14 protein-coding genes are annotated in these 14,196 nt (G+C 68.3%); 7 read left to right on the top strand and 7 right to left on the bottom strand.

Annotation, left to right across the window (positions count from 1 at the left end; translation table 11 throughout):
* Nucleotides 1-75: 75 nt before the first annotated feature.
* Both WT26_RS22590 and WT26_RS22585 read left to right on the top strand, forming a co-directional pair.
* Nucleotides 76-882: a class II aldolase/adducin family protein gene (locus tag WT26_RS22590; RefSeq protein WP_080406071.1), complete on the top strand. Its 807-nt coding sequence runs from the start codon at nt 76-78 to the stop codon at nt 880-882.
* 52 nt (nt 883-934) lie between these two features.
* Nucleotides 935-1,861, top strand: coding sequence for a 2-hydroxyacid dehydrogenase (locus WT26_RS22585; RefSeq protein ID WP_059717081.1), 927 nt, complete (start codon nt 935-937; stop codon nt 1,859-1,861).
* A 15-nt stretch (nt 1,862-1,876) separates the two neighbouring features.
* On the opposite strand, the gene WT26_RS22580 is transcribed toward WT26_RS22585, so the two are convergent.
* A complete protein-coding gene (locus tag WT26_RS22580; protein WP_069273992.1) occupies nt 1,877-2,839 on the bottom strand; it encodes a LysR family transcriptional regulator in 963 nt (320 codons plus the stop codon).
* 142 nt (nt 2,840-2,981) lie between these two features.
* Between WT26_RS22580 and WT26_RS22575 the strand changes: the two genes are divergently transcribed.
* From WT26_RS22575 to WT26_RS22565, 3 genes are all read left to right on the top strand, one after another.
* Nucleotides 2,982-4,211 (top strand): Zn-dependent hydrolase, encoded by a 1,230-nt coding sequence (locus tag WT26_RS22575; RefSeq protein WP_069273991.1) that lies wholly within the window; start codon nt 2,982-2,984, stop codon nt 4,209-4,211.
* Nucleotides 4,212-4,306: 95 nt separating this feature from the next.
* Complete coding sequence (locus tag WT26_RS22570) at nt 4,307-5,245, top strand: HpcH/HpaI aldolase/citrate lyase family protein (protein ID WP_059877881.1); 939 nt, start codon at nt 4,307-4,309, stop codon at nt 5,243-5,245.
* A 112-nt stretch (nt 5,246-5,357) separates the two neighbouring features.
* On the top strand, nt 5,358-6,674 hold the full coding sequence (locus WT26_RS22565; protein WP_069273990.1) for an MFS transporter: 1,317 nt from the start codon (nt 5,358-5,360) through the stop codon (nt 6,672-6,674).
* A gap of 18 nt (nt 6,675-6,692) precedes the next feature.
* Here the strand turns inward: WT26_RS22565 and WT26_RS38100 are convergent, their stop codons facing one another.
* The gene (locus tag WT26_RS38100; protein WP_196774818.1) at nt 6,693-6,860 is read right to left on the bottom strand and encodes a hypothetical protein; all 168 of its coding nucleotides are present in this window, start codon (nt 6,858-6,860) and stop codon (nt 6,693-6,695) included.
* A 94-nt stretch (nt 6,861-6,954) separates the two neighbouring features.
* On the bottom strand, nt 6,955-8,868 hold the full coding sequence (locus WT26_RS22560; protein ID WP_155774687.1) for a DUF3857 and transglutaminase domain-containing protein: 1,914 nt from the start codon (nt 8,866-8,868) through the stop codon (nt 6,955-6,957).
* Between the two features lie 291 nt (nt 8,869-9,159).
* Between WT26_RS22560 and WT26_RS22555 the strand changes: the two genes are divergently transcribed.
* Both WT26_RS22555 and WT26_RS38095 read left to right on the top strand, forming a co-directional pair.
* Nucleotides 9,160-9,348, top strand: coding sequence for a hypothetical protein (locus WT26_RS22555; protein ID WP_010096698.1), 189 nt, complete (start codon nt 9,160-9,162; stop codon nt 9,346-9,348).
* 115 nt (nt 9,349-9,463) lie between these two features.
* A complete protein-coding gene (locus WT26_RS38095) occupies nt 9,464-9,625 on the top strand; it encodes a hypothetical protein (RefSeq protein ID WP_176727283.1) in 162 nt (53 codons plus the stop codon).
* A gap of 215 nt (nt 9,626-9,840) precedes the next feature.
* On the opposite strand, the gene WT26_RS22550 is transcribed toward WT26_RS38095, so the two are convergent.
* From WT26_RS22550 to WT26_RS22535, 4 genes are all read right to left on the bottom strand, one after another.
* The gene (locus tag WT26_RS22550; RefSeq protein WP_069271821.1) at nt 9,841-10,161 is read right to left on the bottom strand and encodes a DUF1840 domain-containing protein; all 321 of its coding nucleotides are present in this window, start codon (nt 10,159-10,161) and stop codon (nt 9,841-9,843) included.
* A 312-nt stretch (nt 10,162-10,473) separates the two neighbouring features.
* Nucleotides 10,474-10,899: a DUF3617 domain-containing protein gene (locus tag WT26_RS22545; RefSeq protein WP_059958559.1), complete on the bottom strand. Its 426-nt coding sequence runs from the start codon at nt 10,897-10,899 to the stop codon at nt 10,474-10,476.
* Nucleotides 10,900-10,964: 65 nt separating this feature from the next.
* A complete protein-coding gene (locus WT26_RS22540; RefSeq protein ID WP_060021232.1) occupies nt 10,965-11,966 on the bottom strand; it encodes an OmpA family protein in 1,002 nt (333 codons plus the stop codon).
* A 168-nt stretch (nt 11,967-12,134) separates the two neighbouring features.
* Nucleotides 12,135-14,105 (bottom strand): APC family permease, encoded by a 1,971-nt coding sequence (locus WT26_RS22535; RefSeq protein WP_069273989.1) that lies wholly within the window; start codon nt 14,103-14,105, stop codon nt 12,135-12,137.
* Between the last annotated feature and the right edge of the window lie 91 nt (nt 14,106-14,196).

Genomic DNA, 14,196 nt, shown 5'->3' with positions numbered 1-14,196 from the left:
ACAATGAAATTGACGCCCCGCCATGCGCGGGCGAACACTACGATGCCTCATTCGCAAGACCATGGAGAGACACTGATGCGATCCCTCGAAGCCGCGCGCCCGCTCGCCGGCGCGCCCGACTGCCCGCTTGACTGCCCGCCCGACGAATGGGCGATCCGCACCGACCTCGCCGCGCTGTACCGCCTCGTCGCGCATTTCCGGATGACAGACATGATCGACACGCACATCTCCGCGCGCCTGCCGGGCGACACGCCGACGTTCCTGATCAACCGCTACGGCATCCTGTTCCACGAAATGCGTGCGTCCGACCTCGTGAAGATCGACGCGCACGGCAACGTGATCGACGAACGCGCACAGCACGACCCCGCGCGCTTTCGCGTGAACGCGGCCGGGTTCACGATCCATTCGGCGATCCACGCGGCGCGCGCCGACCTGCACTTCGTCGTGCATACGCACACGGCCGCCGGCATCGCGGTGTCCGCGCAGGAACACGGGCTGCTGCCGATCAGCCAGCACGCGCTGAAGTTCTACGACAAGCTCGCGTACCACGACTACGAAGGCATCGCGCTCGATCTCGGCGAACGCGAGCGGCTCGTGCGCGACCTCGGCCCGCACAACGCGATGATCCTGCGCAACCACGGGCTGCTCGCGGGCGGCGCGACGGCCGCCGGCGCGTTCCACGAAATCTACTTCCTCGAACGCGCGTGCCAGGCGCAGGTGCAGGCGATGGCGGGCGGCGCGAAGCTGGTCGTTCCGCCGCTCGACGTGTGCCGACGCACCGCCGCGCAGTTCCAGCGCGACGAATCGGGCGAGATTACCGACACCGCATGGCGCGCGGCGCTGCGCCTGATCGACAACCCGGCTTCCGACTACCGCTGCTGATGCCGTCCGCCACCGGCCAGCGGCACGCGCCTGCGCCTTCCTCGATTCGACCATGACAACCATCGCACTGCTCAGCAAAAGCTACGACATGTCCCATCTCGCCGAGCCGATCCGGCGCGCCGCGCCCGGATTGCGCGTAGCCGTGCACGGCGAGCCGGGCGCCGCCGACGCGGAGATCGCCGCGTGCTGGGACCCGCCTCCGGGGGCGCTCGCCGCGATGCCGAACCTGCGGCTCATCCACAGCATCGCGGCCGGCGTCGACAACATCCTCGCCGATCCCGCGCTGCCGGCGCTGCCGCTGTGCCGCGTCGTCGATCCGCAGCATGCGCGCGGGATGAGCGAGTTCGTCACGTGGGGCGTGCTGCACTTCCATCGCCGGCTCGATTTCGTGCTCGACAATCAGCGCGCCGCGCGCTGGTTCCGCCCGACGCAGGCGCATCCGTCGGCATGCACGGTCGGCATCATGGGGCTCGGCGAGATCGGCTCGCGCGTCGCCGTCGATCTGCGGCAGCTCGGCTTCGCGGTGCGCGGATGGGCGCGTCAACCGCGGGCGCTGCCCGGCATCGACCTGTTCGAGCACGAAGACGGCTTGCGCGCGTTCCTCGCGGGCACCGACATCCTCGTGTGCCTGCTGCCGCTCACGAGCGAGACGCGCGGCATCCTGAGCGCGGCGACGTTCGCCGCGCTCAAGCCCCGCGCGAAGCTGATCCATGTCGGCCGCGGCGAGCATCTCGTCGCGCCCGATCTCGCGGCGGCGTTGTACGACGGTCAGCTCGGCGGCGCGATCGTCGATGTGTTCCCGGTCGAGCCGCTGCCGCCCGGCGATCCGCTGTGGCGCACGCCGAACCTGATCGTCACGCCGCACATGGCGTCGGTCGCCAGCGACGACACGATCGGGCAGCAGGTCGCGCAGAACGTGCTGCGGCTGCTGAACGGCGAGCCGCTGCGCAACCTGGTGGACGTCGCGCGCGGCTACTGACACGCAGCGCGCGCGTCAGGCCACGTCTGCCGCACCGGGCGCGTCCTGCCTGTCGAGGAATGCATGCAGCGCGTCGACGAACGCCGTCTCGGCCGCGCTCAGCCTGCGGTCCTGCGCCCACAGGAAATGGATGTCGACGTCGGCGACGCCGCCGTCGGGCGGCAGTTGCCGGAACCGTCCTTGCGCGACGTCGTCGCGCACGAGGTGTTCCGGCATGCAGCCGATGCCGAGCCCCGCGAAGATGAAACGCTTGACCTCGGCCATGCTCGACGACGTTGCAATCACGGGCCCCGTGAAGCCCATCTCGTCGCGAAAGATCGTCAGCAGCGACATGTGGTCGCCGACCTTGTCGCCCGAGAACGATACGAACGGCTGCACGGCGAGGTCGTCGGGAACGACGCCGTCGCGATCGAACAGCCGGTGATGGCGGCCGCAGTAGATCGCGTAGCGCTCGCGCTGAAAAATGCGGCCGTCGATACGCTTGGGCAATGCGCGGCGCGGCGTCAGCCCGATCGTCGACGCCTTCTGCTGAAGGCTGTTCACGACGTCGGCGCTGCGCATCACCTGGCTTTCGAACTCGATGCGCGGGTAGGTCCGATGAAATTCGGCGAGGAAATCGTCATACGCGGGAAAGTCGACACCGCTCACCATCGCGATCCGCACGGTGCCGGAGATGTCGCGGTCGCGATCGACGTCCGCGAGCGACAGCCGCGAGATCGTGCCGTAGATGTCCTCGGCGATCTTCTGCACCTCGACGCCGGCCTGCGTGACCGCGATGCGCGGCCCGTGCCGGTCGACGAGCCGCAGGTTCAACTGCTCTTCCAGCCGGCGCAGCGCCTGGCTCACGGCCGGCTGCGTCACGTGCAGGCGCACCGCCGCCCGGCTCACGCTCTTCTCGCGCGCGATCGCGAGGAAGGTGCGCAGCAGGTTCCAGTCGAGACGGTCGTTCAGGTAGGTATCGGGACGGTCTTTGCTCACGGCGGGCCTCGCGGATTCAATATTCGCAAAAATTATACTCAGGATAACGATTAAAAATTGGACTGATTATTTTGAATTTTCGATAAAGACAATCTGACGAACTCCGGCCGTTCGACGGCCGCCCCCACGGGAATACACGACGATGCTGAAGATCAATGCGAACCGGCTCTGGCAGAGCCTGATGGAAATGGCGAAGGTCGGCGCGACCGCGAAAGGCGGCGTGCGCCGTCTCGCGCTGACAGAAGCGGACGCGGCCGGCCGCGCGCTGTTCGAGACGTGGTGCCGCGACGCGGGGCTCGCGCTGTCGGTCGACCGCGTCGGCAACCTGTTCGCGCGGCGCGCGGGCACGCGGCCCGACGCAGCGCCGGTCGCGAGCGGCAGTCATCTCGACACGCAGCCCGAAGGCGGCCGGTTCGACGGCGTCTATGGCGTGCTCGCCGCGCTCGAGCTCGTGCGCACGCTGAACGATGCAGGCATCGACACCGAACGGCCGATCGAGATCGTCGTCTGGACCAACGAGGAGGGCGCGCGCTTCGCGCCGGCGATGCTCGGCTCGGCCGTGTTCACGGGCGCGTTGCCGCTCGACGCGGCGCTGGCGGCACGCGATGCGGCGGGCGCGAGCATCGCCGACGCGCTGCGCGAGACCGGCTACGCGGGCGAGCGCGCGGTGCCCGGCGCCGTGTTCGACGCCTATTTCGAAGCGCACATCGAGCAGGGCCCCGTGCTCGAGGAAAGCGGCGTGCCGATCGGCGTCGTCACGGGCGGGCAGGCGATCCGCTGGCTCGACGTGCGCGTGACGGGACAAGCCGCGCATGCCGGCACCACACCGATGCAATACCGGAAGGACGCGCTGTTCGCGGCGGCCGACATGGCCGCCGAACTCGAAGCGATCGCGGCCGATTTCTTCCCGCAGGGCTTGACGACGATCGGCGAATGGCGGATCGCCAATGCGTCGCGCAACACCATCGCCGGCGACGTCACGTTCACGGTCGATCTACGCCATCCGGACGACGCCATGATCGCCGACATGGAAGCCGCCGTGCGGGCGCGCTTCGGCGCGGTGGCCGCGCGCCGCGGCGTCACCGTCGAGATCGGCCGGCACTGGGTCAGCCCCGCGACGCCCTTCGATCCGGCCTGCATCGACGCGGTGCAGCGTGCGGTCAAGGCGCTCGGTTACCCGAACCAGCACATCATCAGCGGCGCGGGCCACGACGCGATCCATCTCGCGAGGCACTGCCCGACCGCGATGGTGTTCATCCCGTGCGTTGACGGCCTGTCGCACAACGAAGCCGAGGACGCGCTGCCGGCCGACGTGACGCGCGGCACGGACGTGCTGCTGCACGCGATGCTCGCTCGCGCAGGCAGCGCGTAATTCAGCGCCACATCGACGTTGCCGTATCGCGCCATCGCGCCGCGAACCGCACCGTTCGCGGCGTCACCCGTTCCATTCCCCAAGCCCCCCAAAGCATGCCGGCACCCTATCCTGCCCGCCCGCTCGCCGCGCTTCGGCGAGCGTGGCTGTTCGCCCCCGGCGCCGATCCCGGCGCCCATGCCGCCGCGTTGCGCACGCAGGCCGATGCGATCGTCGCCGACCTGGAGGAAATGACCGCGCCCGCCGACCGGCCGGCGGGCCGACGCCTGATCGTCACGCTGCTCGCCGACGCGGCCGCCTGCGGCGCGCTCGGCGCGGTGCGGATCAATCCACTCGAGCGCGGCGGCTACGCGGACCTCGAACACGTGATGGCGGGACGACCGCACGCAGTGTTCCTGCCGCATGCCGAAGCGCCGGAACAGCTCGTGCTGCTGGCAAACGCGCTGGCCGCGCTCGAAGCACGCCACGGCATCCCGGACGGCTCGACGGAGATCGTCCCAACGATCGAATCGGCGCGTGGGCTCGTCCGGCTGAACGCGATGCTCGGCGCGAGTCCGCGCATTCGCCACGCGATGCTCGCGGTCGAAGACCTTGCGGCGAGCCTCGGCGCGCGCCGCACGCCCGGCGGGCAGGAGCTGCTGTACGCGCGCAGCCGCTTCCTGGTCGAATGCGTCTCGGCCGGCTGCGGAGCGATCGATCTGCCATGCACCTACCGCGCCGCCGACGTCCTTGCGCGCGACCTCGACATGTCGACGCAGCTCGGCTTCCGCTCGAAGTGCGCGGTGTTCGCGGAACACGTCGACGCGATCAACCGCGCGCTGACGCCGTCCGCGGCGGACGCAAGCGCGGCGCAAACGCTGCTCGACGCCTATCGAGCGCAGACGATATCCGGGGATCGCGACGTGCGCGGCAGGATCGACGCGCCCGACGCGAACAACGCGCGGCGCGTGCTCGAAAGGTACGACGAATGCCGGCTCTCCGCCGCGAACGCATGCGCGAACGCCGGCATAAGCGCCATTGATGTTTCGGATTAGAAAACAGAATTTTACGCACGCATATCGGCGACGGATAAACCCGTCAGCGGCGTCGTGAATGCTGCATCCGGCGCCGGTGTGCCGCCCCCCAATACGATCAACAGGACTGCCCATGTCTCACCCTGCTCTGCCCAACGCCCAGCCCGTGCGCGCCGCGACCGCGGCGTTCATCGGTACGGCCGTCGAGTTCTACGACTACTACACGTATGCGACCGCCGCCGCGCTCGTGCTCGGCGACGTGTTCTTCCCGACCGGCAACCATTTCCTGAGCACGATGGCGTCGTTCGGCACGTTCTTCGTCGGCTTCATCGCGCGGCCGCTGAGCGGCGCGGTGTTCGGCCACCTCGGCGACCGTGTCGGCCGCAAGAAGATGCTCGTGCTGACGATGTTCCTGATGGGGATCGCGACGACCGGCATCGGCCTGCTGCCCGGCTACGCGACGATCGGCGTCTGGGCGCCGGTCCTGCTCGTGCTGCTGCGAATCCTGCAGGGCATCGCGGTCGGCGGCGAATGGGGCGGCGCGGTGCTGATGGCGGGCGAGCATGCGCCGCAGGGGCGCCGCACGTTCTTCGCGTCGTTCGCGCAGCTCGGCAGTCCGGCCGGGCTGATCCTGTCGCTGCTCGCATTCCGGTGCGTCACGTCGCTCGATCACGACAGCTTCGTCGCATGGGGCTGGCGGCTGCCGTTCCTCGCGAGCTTCGTGCTGCTGCTGGTCGGGATGGCAATCCGGCTCGGCGTGAACGAGTCGCCGGAATTCGCGCGCGTGCGCGACACGCATGCGGTCGCGAAGTATCCGGTCGCCGAGGTGCTGCGCACCGCGTGGTGGCCGATCGTACTGGCCGCGGCCGCGACCACGATCGGCTCCGCCGGCTTCTTCTTCACCAACACCTTCATGATCTCGTACGTGACGACCTATCTCGGCATGTCGAAGTCGTTCATCCTAGACTGCCTGTTCGTCGTCACCGTGATCCAGCTGCTGTCGCAGCCCGTCTCCGCGCTGCTCGCTCAGCGTTTCGGCGAAACCCGCTTCCTCACCTGCGCTGCGATCCTGTCGATGCTGACGCCCTACCCGATGTTCCTGCTCGTGCAGACGCAGCACCCGGTCGCGATCGTCACCGGCATTTCATTTGCGGTCGTCACGCTGTCGGCGATCTACGCGGTCATCGCCGGCTTCATGACGCCGGCGTTCCCGACGCGCGTCCGCTACTCGGGCATCTCGATCGCGTACCAGCTCTGCGCGATGATCGCGGGCGGCACGACGCCGATGATCGGCACCATGCTCGCCCAGCAATACCGCGGCGAATGGCTGCCGCTCGCGGCGTTCTTCACGCTGCTGTCGTTCGTGTCGCTGGTCGGCATAGTCGGCCTCGGACGCTACCGCCGCCGGCAGCGGGCCGACACGCCCGCGCCGCTCGCCGTGAATCCGTGAGCGATCGGCGACGCACGCTCAACCGGTCTGTTCGGCCAGCCTGTCGACCAGCGCCGTCGCGCACTGCACGGCGAGCGCCGCGCTGCGCTGCGCATCGACCGTCGCACCGTTCGCCAGCGTGCCTTGCACGATCCGGCCCAGCAATTCCTTCGAGAGATCGGCGATCTCGTAGTCTCGTTCGGTCATGATTCGCCTCCTGCGCGCCAGCCCCTGCGGACGGCGCGCGTCCATGATGCCGGCACACGCGCCAAGCCGCGCCGGCCCGTTGCCGCGCAGACGCTCAGCGCGCCTTCGCCCGCACGACGATCTGCGCCTGCGTGTCGCGCTCGATGCGTTCGAGCGACGCGCGCAACGCCGTGAATTCGTCCGGCGTACACACCTGGCGGCCGAAATCCGCGCGCAGCCGCCGCGTGATCTGCACGACGCGCGCGCTGGCGTCGAATACGTAATGCGACGTGAAGTCGACGAAGCGGTCGTGCACGGCCGTGTCGGCCGGCAGGTCGGTCACCGTGACGTCGGCCGGCAGCGCGATCTGGCCGGTCTCGTCGAACGTGCCGCCGATGCAGCCCCACGGCTGCGTGCGCACGGGTTCGGCCAGCCAGCTCTCGACCTGCGTCGCGATGCCGCCCGTCAGGCTCGACAGCGCGGGCAACGCGGTCGTGCCGTCGGGCCAGACGGCGTGGTCGAGCGTGCCCGTCATCGTCACGCCGAACGGCCCGGCGGTCGCCGCCAGGTCGGTCGTGACGAGGTCGGCCGTGCCGCGCAGCCCGCTTTGCCGCAGACGCTCGACGGCGAGCTGCCGCACGCGCTCGCGCGTCGCGCGGCGAAACAGGTTGCGCTCGAGTTCGGCCGTCCAGCCGTCGTCCTCGACGTACGACTGGTAGCGCTGCGCGTCGAGCCGCGCGGCGTCGATCGCGAGGCGCGCGGTGCGGGTGCGCGGCTGCGTGGCCGGCGTGCGCGACAGCACGCCCGTATCGACGAGCAGCGCGGGGCGATCCATCACGATGGGCGGCAGATAGCCGAACGCGATGCCGCCGGTGGTCGTGTCGGCGTACAGCCCGAGATCGGGCAGCCACGTGATCGCATGATTGATCGCCCCGCCGCCGTAACCGGGCACCGACGGCAGCGTGTAGACGGACCCGAGATTGATCAGCACCGGTTCGCTGCGGATGCCGACCGCCGCGAGCAGCGCGCCGAACAGCGCGACATGATCCTTGCAGTCGCCGTAGCGGTTGCGCAGGATGTCGGTGACGCGATGCGGCGCGGCAGCCGTTTCGCCGAGAAACAGCCCGACGTAGCGCACGTTCGCCTGCATCCAGTCGTACAGGATGCGCGCCTTGTCGTGCGGGTCGGGCGCGTTCGCGGTGAGCGTGCGCGCAAGCTGCGCGACCGCGGGATCGTCCGTGCCCGGATCGACGGCCGCGTTGCGGTAGCGCGCAGCGAACGCCGCATAGTCGGGCAGCGTCGACACGACGAGCCGGTCGCCGTAGGTCGCGTAGCCGACCGCACCGCTCTCGATGCGCTCGTACGGGCCGTGCCGGTAGTCGAATTCGTAGCGCGTGCGGCCGTTCGCGGTGACCGGCGGCCGCGCGACGTAGCCGCGCGCATCCGCGTACAGCGGCATGTCGGCCGGCACGTCGAAGATCAGCCGCTGGCTGTCGACCGGCTCGCGCGACGGCTCGACGAAGTAACCGAAATATCCGGGATTGAGCGGCCGGGTCCGCACCTTGCGGAACGCCACGCGCGTGCTCGACCCGGCTTCGACGCCGGGAAACACGACGGTGCGCAACAGCCCGTCCTGGAACGTCGGCGCGCCGGCCGAGCGCGGTTCCTGCACGTCGCGGATGCCGTCCGCGCCGACCGGATGCACGACACCGTCGCGGTCGATCGTCTCGGCCGCGAGCAGGTCCACCTTCTCGAGATTCTTGTCGAACCACACGTAGCGCTGCGCGACGGCATCGATGCCGTTCGCGTTGTTCGCGCGCAGCGTCGAATCGTCGTGCTCGTCGAGCGAACCGTCGTGCCGGATCACGAATTCGTGGACGTCGCGCTCGAGCGTCGTCGGCGGGGTGTCGTCGATGCCGGCTGCCGGCGGCCGGGGCGCGGCCGCGTCAGGCGCGGACGGCGACGCATGCGCGCCGCACGTCGTCAGACAGAAACAGGCAACGCCGAGCAGGCGGACCGGAATGCGCATCGGATCGAACCTCGCGGCACGGTGGCCGGTGAGACCGCGGCCGAACGGCCGCCTTCGCCGACAGACTACGCCAATCGGCCCGCCGCCGCAGCGATGCGGCATCGGGCTGCCGCCGGCTCCGACGGCAGGCATCCCGGGGTCGAACCGGAATTCGCGCGGCGCCGCCTCGGCCGCTGTCCCCGGCGGTCATCTGCGTCATTTCGCGACATATACTGCAAACATGACCCGTTAAGCGCAAAGCCTGCCGCGATGCACCGAAAGCGACGGCGAGGAGCGGGCGAGGAGGCGGTCATGGCGATCATCAACAGCGACTATGAAGTCGGCTTTCTTGTCGTCGTATTCACGTTGCTCGGCGTCATCCTGATCGGCGCGCTGCTGATCAGGCTGCATCTGGGGCGCTGGCATCCGCGGCTGATCGGCGCCGCGATCGGCGCGCTGATCGGCATTCTTCTGGTCGAAGCGGTGCCGATGCTGACCTGAGCGCACGCGCCGGCCCGCGCGACGCACGGACGGGCCTGACGATGCATCGACGCGGCGCGGCGATGCGCAATCGCGCGGCGCACGCGTTTCGTCGATCCTTCCGGGGGGAAGCAGCATGGAACACAGCATCGTGCAAATCATCGTGATTCTCATGATCGTGGCGCTCGCGCTGCTGTTCGTCATCCAGCGGCGCAGTCGCGACCGGATTCGCGAGCGGCTGCTGCACCGATCGTCGCGGCGGTCGCATCGGTCGCATACGCACCATCATCACCCGTGATTCGGGACGCCACGCAAGGATCGGTTGCACGCATGGACATGCCGGAATCCTGAACAATGCCGTCGCCCGCGCGTCGCGACGCCGCATAAAAATCGGCCGGCGATCCGTGCGTCACACGACGCCGAACCGTCGGCCTTTCAGCGGAGGTCGATCATCATGGCGGCCATACGATACAGGCCGCCGCCTCCGTGCTTCGGCGAGCGCGCCGCGCCCGCCTACATCACCCACATCACGTTCCGCCCCTGCTTGCAGGCTTCGCGCATCATGTCGAGCAACGGCCATGCGCGCTGCGCAAGCTCGCCTGGGTGCGGCGGCTCGTCCGTGTGCAGCATCCGCGTCGAGCGCTCATGGGCGTTTTCCCGGGCGGTGTCCTCCCGGATCGCCTGCTCCAGCCGCGCGATCGCGCCGGGCAGCTCGTCGGCGAGAATCACGCCCCGGACATCGAGCGTCTTGCCGGCCAGCCCCAGCAGATAGTGCGCCAGATCGCGCAGCATCACGATGTCGGGTGCGGCGGATGACCGAAACGTAACCACCATCGCGCGCTCCTTGCGTGTGTGCCGCGGCGCGGTCTGCCCCTCCCGGGCAGGCATTCGAACGGCCCGCGGGCCTGTTTCGATTTTATGTCGCGCCGTGATGCATGCAAGCGAATAGGGCCTGTTCCCGCTAATAACGCACGTTCCCCTGATCTTAAAAATTCATTCTTGGGGCTGGCCGCCAGAAGGGCCGATCGCCGCGTCATGCTCCTTGCGAATACGTCCAGTATTCGCTGCGTCGCATTCCTCGCGCTCGGCCCTTCTGGCGGCCAGCGCAAGCCCGTTATTAGCGGGAACAGGCCCTAGCCCGATACGCTATCGGCAGTCGCCGACCCGCTTGCCGCGCCAGCTCCACGCCATCGTATAGGGGCCGCCCTGCGCGGTCTGCCCGCCGCCCTGCCCCTTCAGGTCGTAGCTCGTCGGCGTGACCGTGCCGGTCACCTTCGCCGTGCCGCGGCCCTGCGCGTTCGCGCACGACAGCCCGACCTGCAGCGCCGAGCCCGCATAGTCCCAGTTCGTGATCGTGCAATGAATGTTGTCGCGCTTCATCCGGTATTCCATCGTCTTGCGGATGTTCTTCGCGTCCGCCTCCGCCAGGCACTCGTCGGGCGCCTGCGTGGTCGGCAGCGGCTTGCCGTTCAACGTGTAGGCGGTTTCGTCGTGCCACATGCCGGGCGACACGGTCTGGGCGATGGACGACACGGCGAAGCCGGCGAGCACGGAGGCGATCAGGAGTTTCATGGTTTCGAAGCGGCGATAGGACACGCGGCGGCACATGCGACCGCCGGTGCAGGATCGAAGAACGGTTACTGCTGGACGAGCTCGACGCGGCGGTTCTGCGCGCGGCCGGCGTCGTCGCCGTTGGACGCGACCGGCGACAGCGACGCGACGCCCTTCGCGACGAGGCGCGCCGGCGCGATGCGATAGGTCGTCGCCAGCGCCTGCGCGACCGCTTCGGCGCGCTTCTGCGACAGGTCCGCGTTGCGCGCGAACGCGCCTTGATTGTCGGTATGGCCGACGATGTACACTTTCAGCGCCGGGTTGCCGGTCAGCAGCTTCGCCATCTCGTCGAGCTGCGGCTTCGATTCGGGCTTGACCTGCGCCTTGTCGGTATCGAAGTAGATGCCGTACAGCGCAACCTTGCCGGTCGCCGCGAGCCCTTTCTGCAGCGCGCTCGAATCCATCACCTTGACCTGCCCGGTCTGCATCGGCTTCACCTCGACGACTTCCTCGTAGACGAGCGCGCGCTTGTTCGACGCCGAATCGTCCATGATGTGCAGGAACACATACGCATCGCCGGATGGGCGCGGCAGCTTCGCGAGGATCGTGCGGTGCTTGCCGCCGAAGTTCGCGTCGCCGCCGCCCGCCTGCCGCATCCGGCCGGAATTGATCACGATGCTCTGGAGCTCCCCACCGCCGCCCTTGCCGCATTGCTCCGCCGTGCAGCGGAACAGGATCTGGAAGCCGCCATTCTGCAGCGCGTCGAGGTAGTTGCGCTCGACTTCCAGCGTCGACCGGCCCGCGCCGATCGCGTATGAGATCCGCGTGACCTTGCCTTCGAGATTCAGGCCCTTGGCGGTCTTCTCGTCGTCGATCGGCTGGTTCGGCAGGAACGCCTCGTCGAAGGGCGTCTGCGAATACGCGGTGATGGTCGCGCCTGCGAAACGCGTGAGCAGCGGATGATCTTTCGCACCCGGCTTATCGCCGCCAGCGCTCGCCAGCGACGAAAGCGACAGCAGCGCGGCGGCGAACAGCGCGTGGCGGCCACGGCGCGCGACACGGAATACGGACGATACTGCGTTCTTCATTGAGCCCCTCGGAAAGGATTTGTCGTTCTGTTGATGGCGACGAAGCGCGCGCATCTTATCAAATCTTTCCGAAAAAACGGGCAATTGTTTTCGTATACCGAACGTTCTGACGCATCGCGTCATGTTGAATCGTTTTCACGCTTGTGCGAGCGCCTTCCGTGCGCTTCGCTAACCGACGTTCATCGGCAGCAGCACCATCTGCTTGCCCTCGACGTGCAGGCGCGCCTGCAACTCGACCGGCGTCTGGTTGTGCAGCCAGGCCGTGAGGAAATTCACGCGACGGAAGATCAGCTTGCTCGCGAAGCACACGGCGTTCGGGTACGCGTCGAGCGTCGACGACGCGAGGTTCATGAATTCGACGACGGGGTTCGTGCCGAACGCGATCCGGTAGTCGGCCGCGATGCCGCTGCGACGGCAGTGCGCGACATAGTAGTCGAGCGCTTCGGTGATCGAGCGACGCAGCCGTTCGAGATGTTCGGGCCCGTCGTACGCCTTCGCATCGACTTCGCCCACCGCGAGGAAGATCACGTTGCGGAAGTGTCCGGGAAACAGCCGGTTGACCCACAGCAGCGCGTGCATGCTCGCGCCGCGATGCTTGCCGACCAGCAGCACGGCCGTCGGTTGCGACGGATCGGGCTTGCCCGGCGCGGCCGTCTCGTCGACTTCGGGCGCCTTGCCCGAGAACAGTTCGTCCTCCTTGGCGAGCTGTGCGCGCGTATACGCGTAGTGGCGGTTGATCATGAAGCACAGCGCGATCACCGCGCTCGTCACGAGCACCGTGAGCCAGCCGCCCGCCGTGAACTTCTCGATCAGCGTGATGACGAGCACGGTCGCCGTCACGCTCAGCCCGAGCGCCGACAGGAAGAAGTGCTTGAGCCAGCCCGGCTCGCTGCGATGGCGCCACCAGTACGTGCACAGCCCGAGCAGCGACAGGCTGAACGTGAGGAACACGTTGATGCTGTACAGCACGACGAGCACGTCGACGTTGCCGTGCGTCCACAACAGGATCAGCAGGCTCGACAGCCCGACGACGATGATGCCGTTCTGCCGCACGAGGCGCGTCGACAGGTCGCGGAAATGGCGCGGCACCCACGAATCCGACGCCATGTTCGACAGCACGGCCGGGCCGTCGAGGAAGCCCGTCTGCGCGCCGACCAGCAGCAGCCCGGCCTCGAACGCGAGCACGGCCGCGAGCAACGCGTGGCGCGCGAACGCCGAGCCGAGCCCGAGATGGTCGATCACGCTGCCGAACACGACCGCGTTGAGCGTCTCGCCTTCGACGGGCCGCGCGTGCCACAGCATGTACAGCAGGATGATGCCGCCGGCCGTGAACGCGAGCGAGGTCGACATGTACCACATCGTCACCTTGCCGTTCGGCACGCGCGGATCGGCAAGCATGTTCACGTTGTTCGACACGGCCTCGAGGCCCGTATAGGTGCCGCCGCCGAGCGAGAACGCGCGCATCAGCAGCGCGAGCATCACGAATACGCCGAGCGACTGCGACATCCCGTGCGCCTCGTGCACGGCATCGGGCACGATCATCGCGAGGTTGCCGCCGTGCACCGCGACGCCGTACACGATCAGCCCGAAGTGCAGGATCACGAAGCCGATGAAGATCGGCAGCAGCACCATGATCGATTCGCGCATCCCGCGGAAATTGAGCCCCGTCATCAGCAGGATCAGCACGATCTCGGTGGTGAGCTTGAACGCCTGCGCGCTCACCGGCAGCAGGCTGAAGAACGCGTCGACGCCGCTCGCGAGCGACGTCGCGACGGTCAGCACGTAGTCGACCAGCAGCGCCGCGCCCGACACGAGCCCCGGCTTCGACCCGAGCAGCGACGTCGCGACGCGGTAGCCGCCGCCGCCCGTCGGGAACAGCTCGATCACCTGGTTGTAGCCGAGCGCGATGATGAACACGGTGGCCGCCGTCGCGAGTGCGAGGAACAGCGCGAGCGGGGTATGGTGCGCCAGCGCGAGGAACGCCTCCTCCGGGCCGTAGCACGACGACGACAGGCCGTCGGCGCCGAGCCCGACCCAGGCCAGCAGCGGCGTCACGGCGATCGCGTGCCGCGTGCGCGGATCGAGCGGGTCGAGCGGCTTGCCGACGAGCGTCTGCCAGACCTTCTGGAGTGCGGCCATGATCCCTCCGGAACACGCGACGCGTCCGCGCCACTGCATTTAAAAATAAATGAGTTCCGGGACGACTTCCAGTCGGCGTATTCCATGACGC

It is taken from the genome of Burkholderia cepacia (genome assembly GCF_001718835.1).
Lineage (GTDB): Bacteria > Pseudomonadota > Gammaproteobacteria > Burkholderiales > Burkholderiaceae > Burkholderia > Burkholderia cepacia_F.
The sequence above is the reverse complement of the archived record's forward strand: the minus strand, read 5'-3'. Positions and strand labels throughout refer to the sequence as shown.

Excerpts from the sequence above, each read along its gene's own strand:
- WT26_RS22550 (WP_069271821.1), bottom strand. The coding sequence starts at position 10,161 with ATGGTGGTTACGTTTCGGTCATCCGCCGCACCCGACATCGTGATGCTG.
- WT26_RS22575 (WP_069273991.1), top strand. The coding sequence starts at position 2,982 with ATGCTGAAGATCAATGCGAACCGGCTCTGGCAGAGCCTGATGGAAATG.
- WT26_RS22555 (WP_010096698.1), top strand. The coding sequence starts at position 9,160 with ATGGCGATCATCAACAGCGACTATGAAGTCGGCTTTCTTGTCGTCGTA.
- WT26_RS22560 (WP_155774687.1), bottom strand. The coding sequence starts at position 8,868 with ATGCGCATTCCGGTCCGCCTGCTCGGCGTTGCCTGTTTCTGTCTGACG.
- WT26_RS22540 (WP_060021232.1), bottom strand. The coding sequence starts at position 11,966 with ATGAAGAACGCAGTATCGTCCGTATTCCGTGTCGCGCGCCGTGGCCGC.
- WT26_RS22565 (WP_069273990.1), top strand. The coding sequence starts at position 5,358 with ATGTCTCACCCTGCTCTGCCCAACGCCCAGCCCGTGCGCGCCGCGACC.
- WT26_RS38095 (WP_176727283.1), top strand. The coding sequence starts at position 9,464 with ATGGAACACAGCATCGTGCAAATCATCGTGATTCTCATGATCGTGGCG.
- WT26_RS22535 (WP_069273989.1), bottom strand. The coding sequence starts at position 14,105 with ATGGCCGCACTCCAGAAGGTCTGGCAGACGCTCGTCGGCAAGCCGCTC.
- WT26_RS22570 (WP_059877881.1), top strand. The coding sequence starts at position 4,307 with ATGCCGGCACCCTATCCTGCCCGCCCGCTCGCCGCGCTTCGGCGAGCG.
- WT26_RS22590 (WP_080406071.1), top strand. The coding sequence starts at position 76 with ATGCGATCCCTCGAAGCCGCGCGCCCGCTCGCCGGCGCGCCCGACTGC.
- WT26_RS22585 (WP_059717081.1), top strand. The coding sequence starts at position 935 with ATGACAACCATCGCACTGCTCAGCAAAAGCTACGACATGTCCCATCTC.
- WT26_RS22545 (WP_059958559.1), bottom strand. The coding sequence starts at position 10,899 with ATGAAACTCCTGATCGCCTCCGTGCTCGCCGGCTTCGCCGTGTCGTCC.
- WT26_RS38100 (WP_196774818.1), bottom strand. The coding sequence starts at position 6,860 with ATGACCGAACGAGACTACGAGATCGCCGATCTCTCGAAGGAATTGCTG.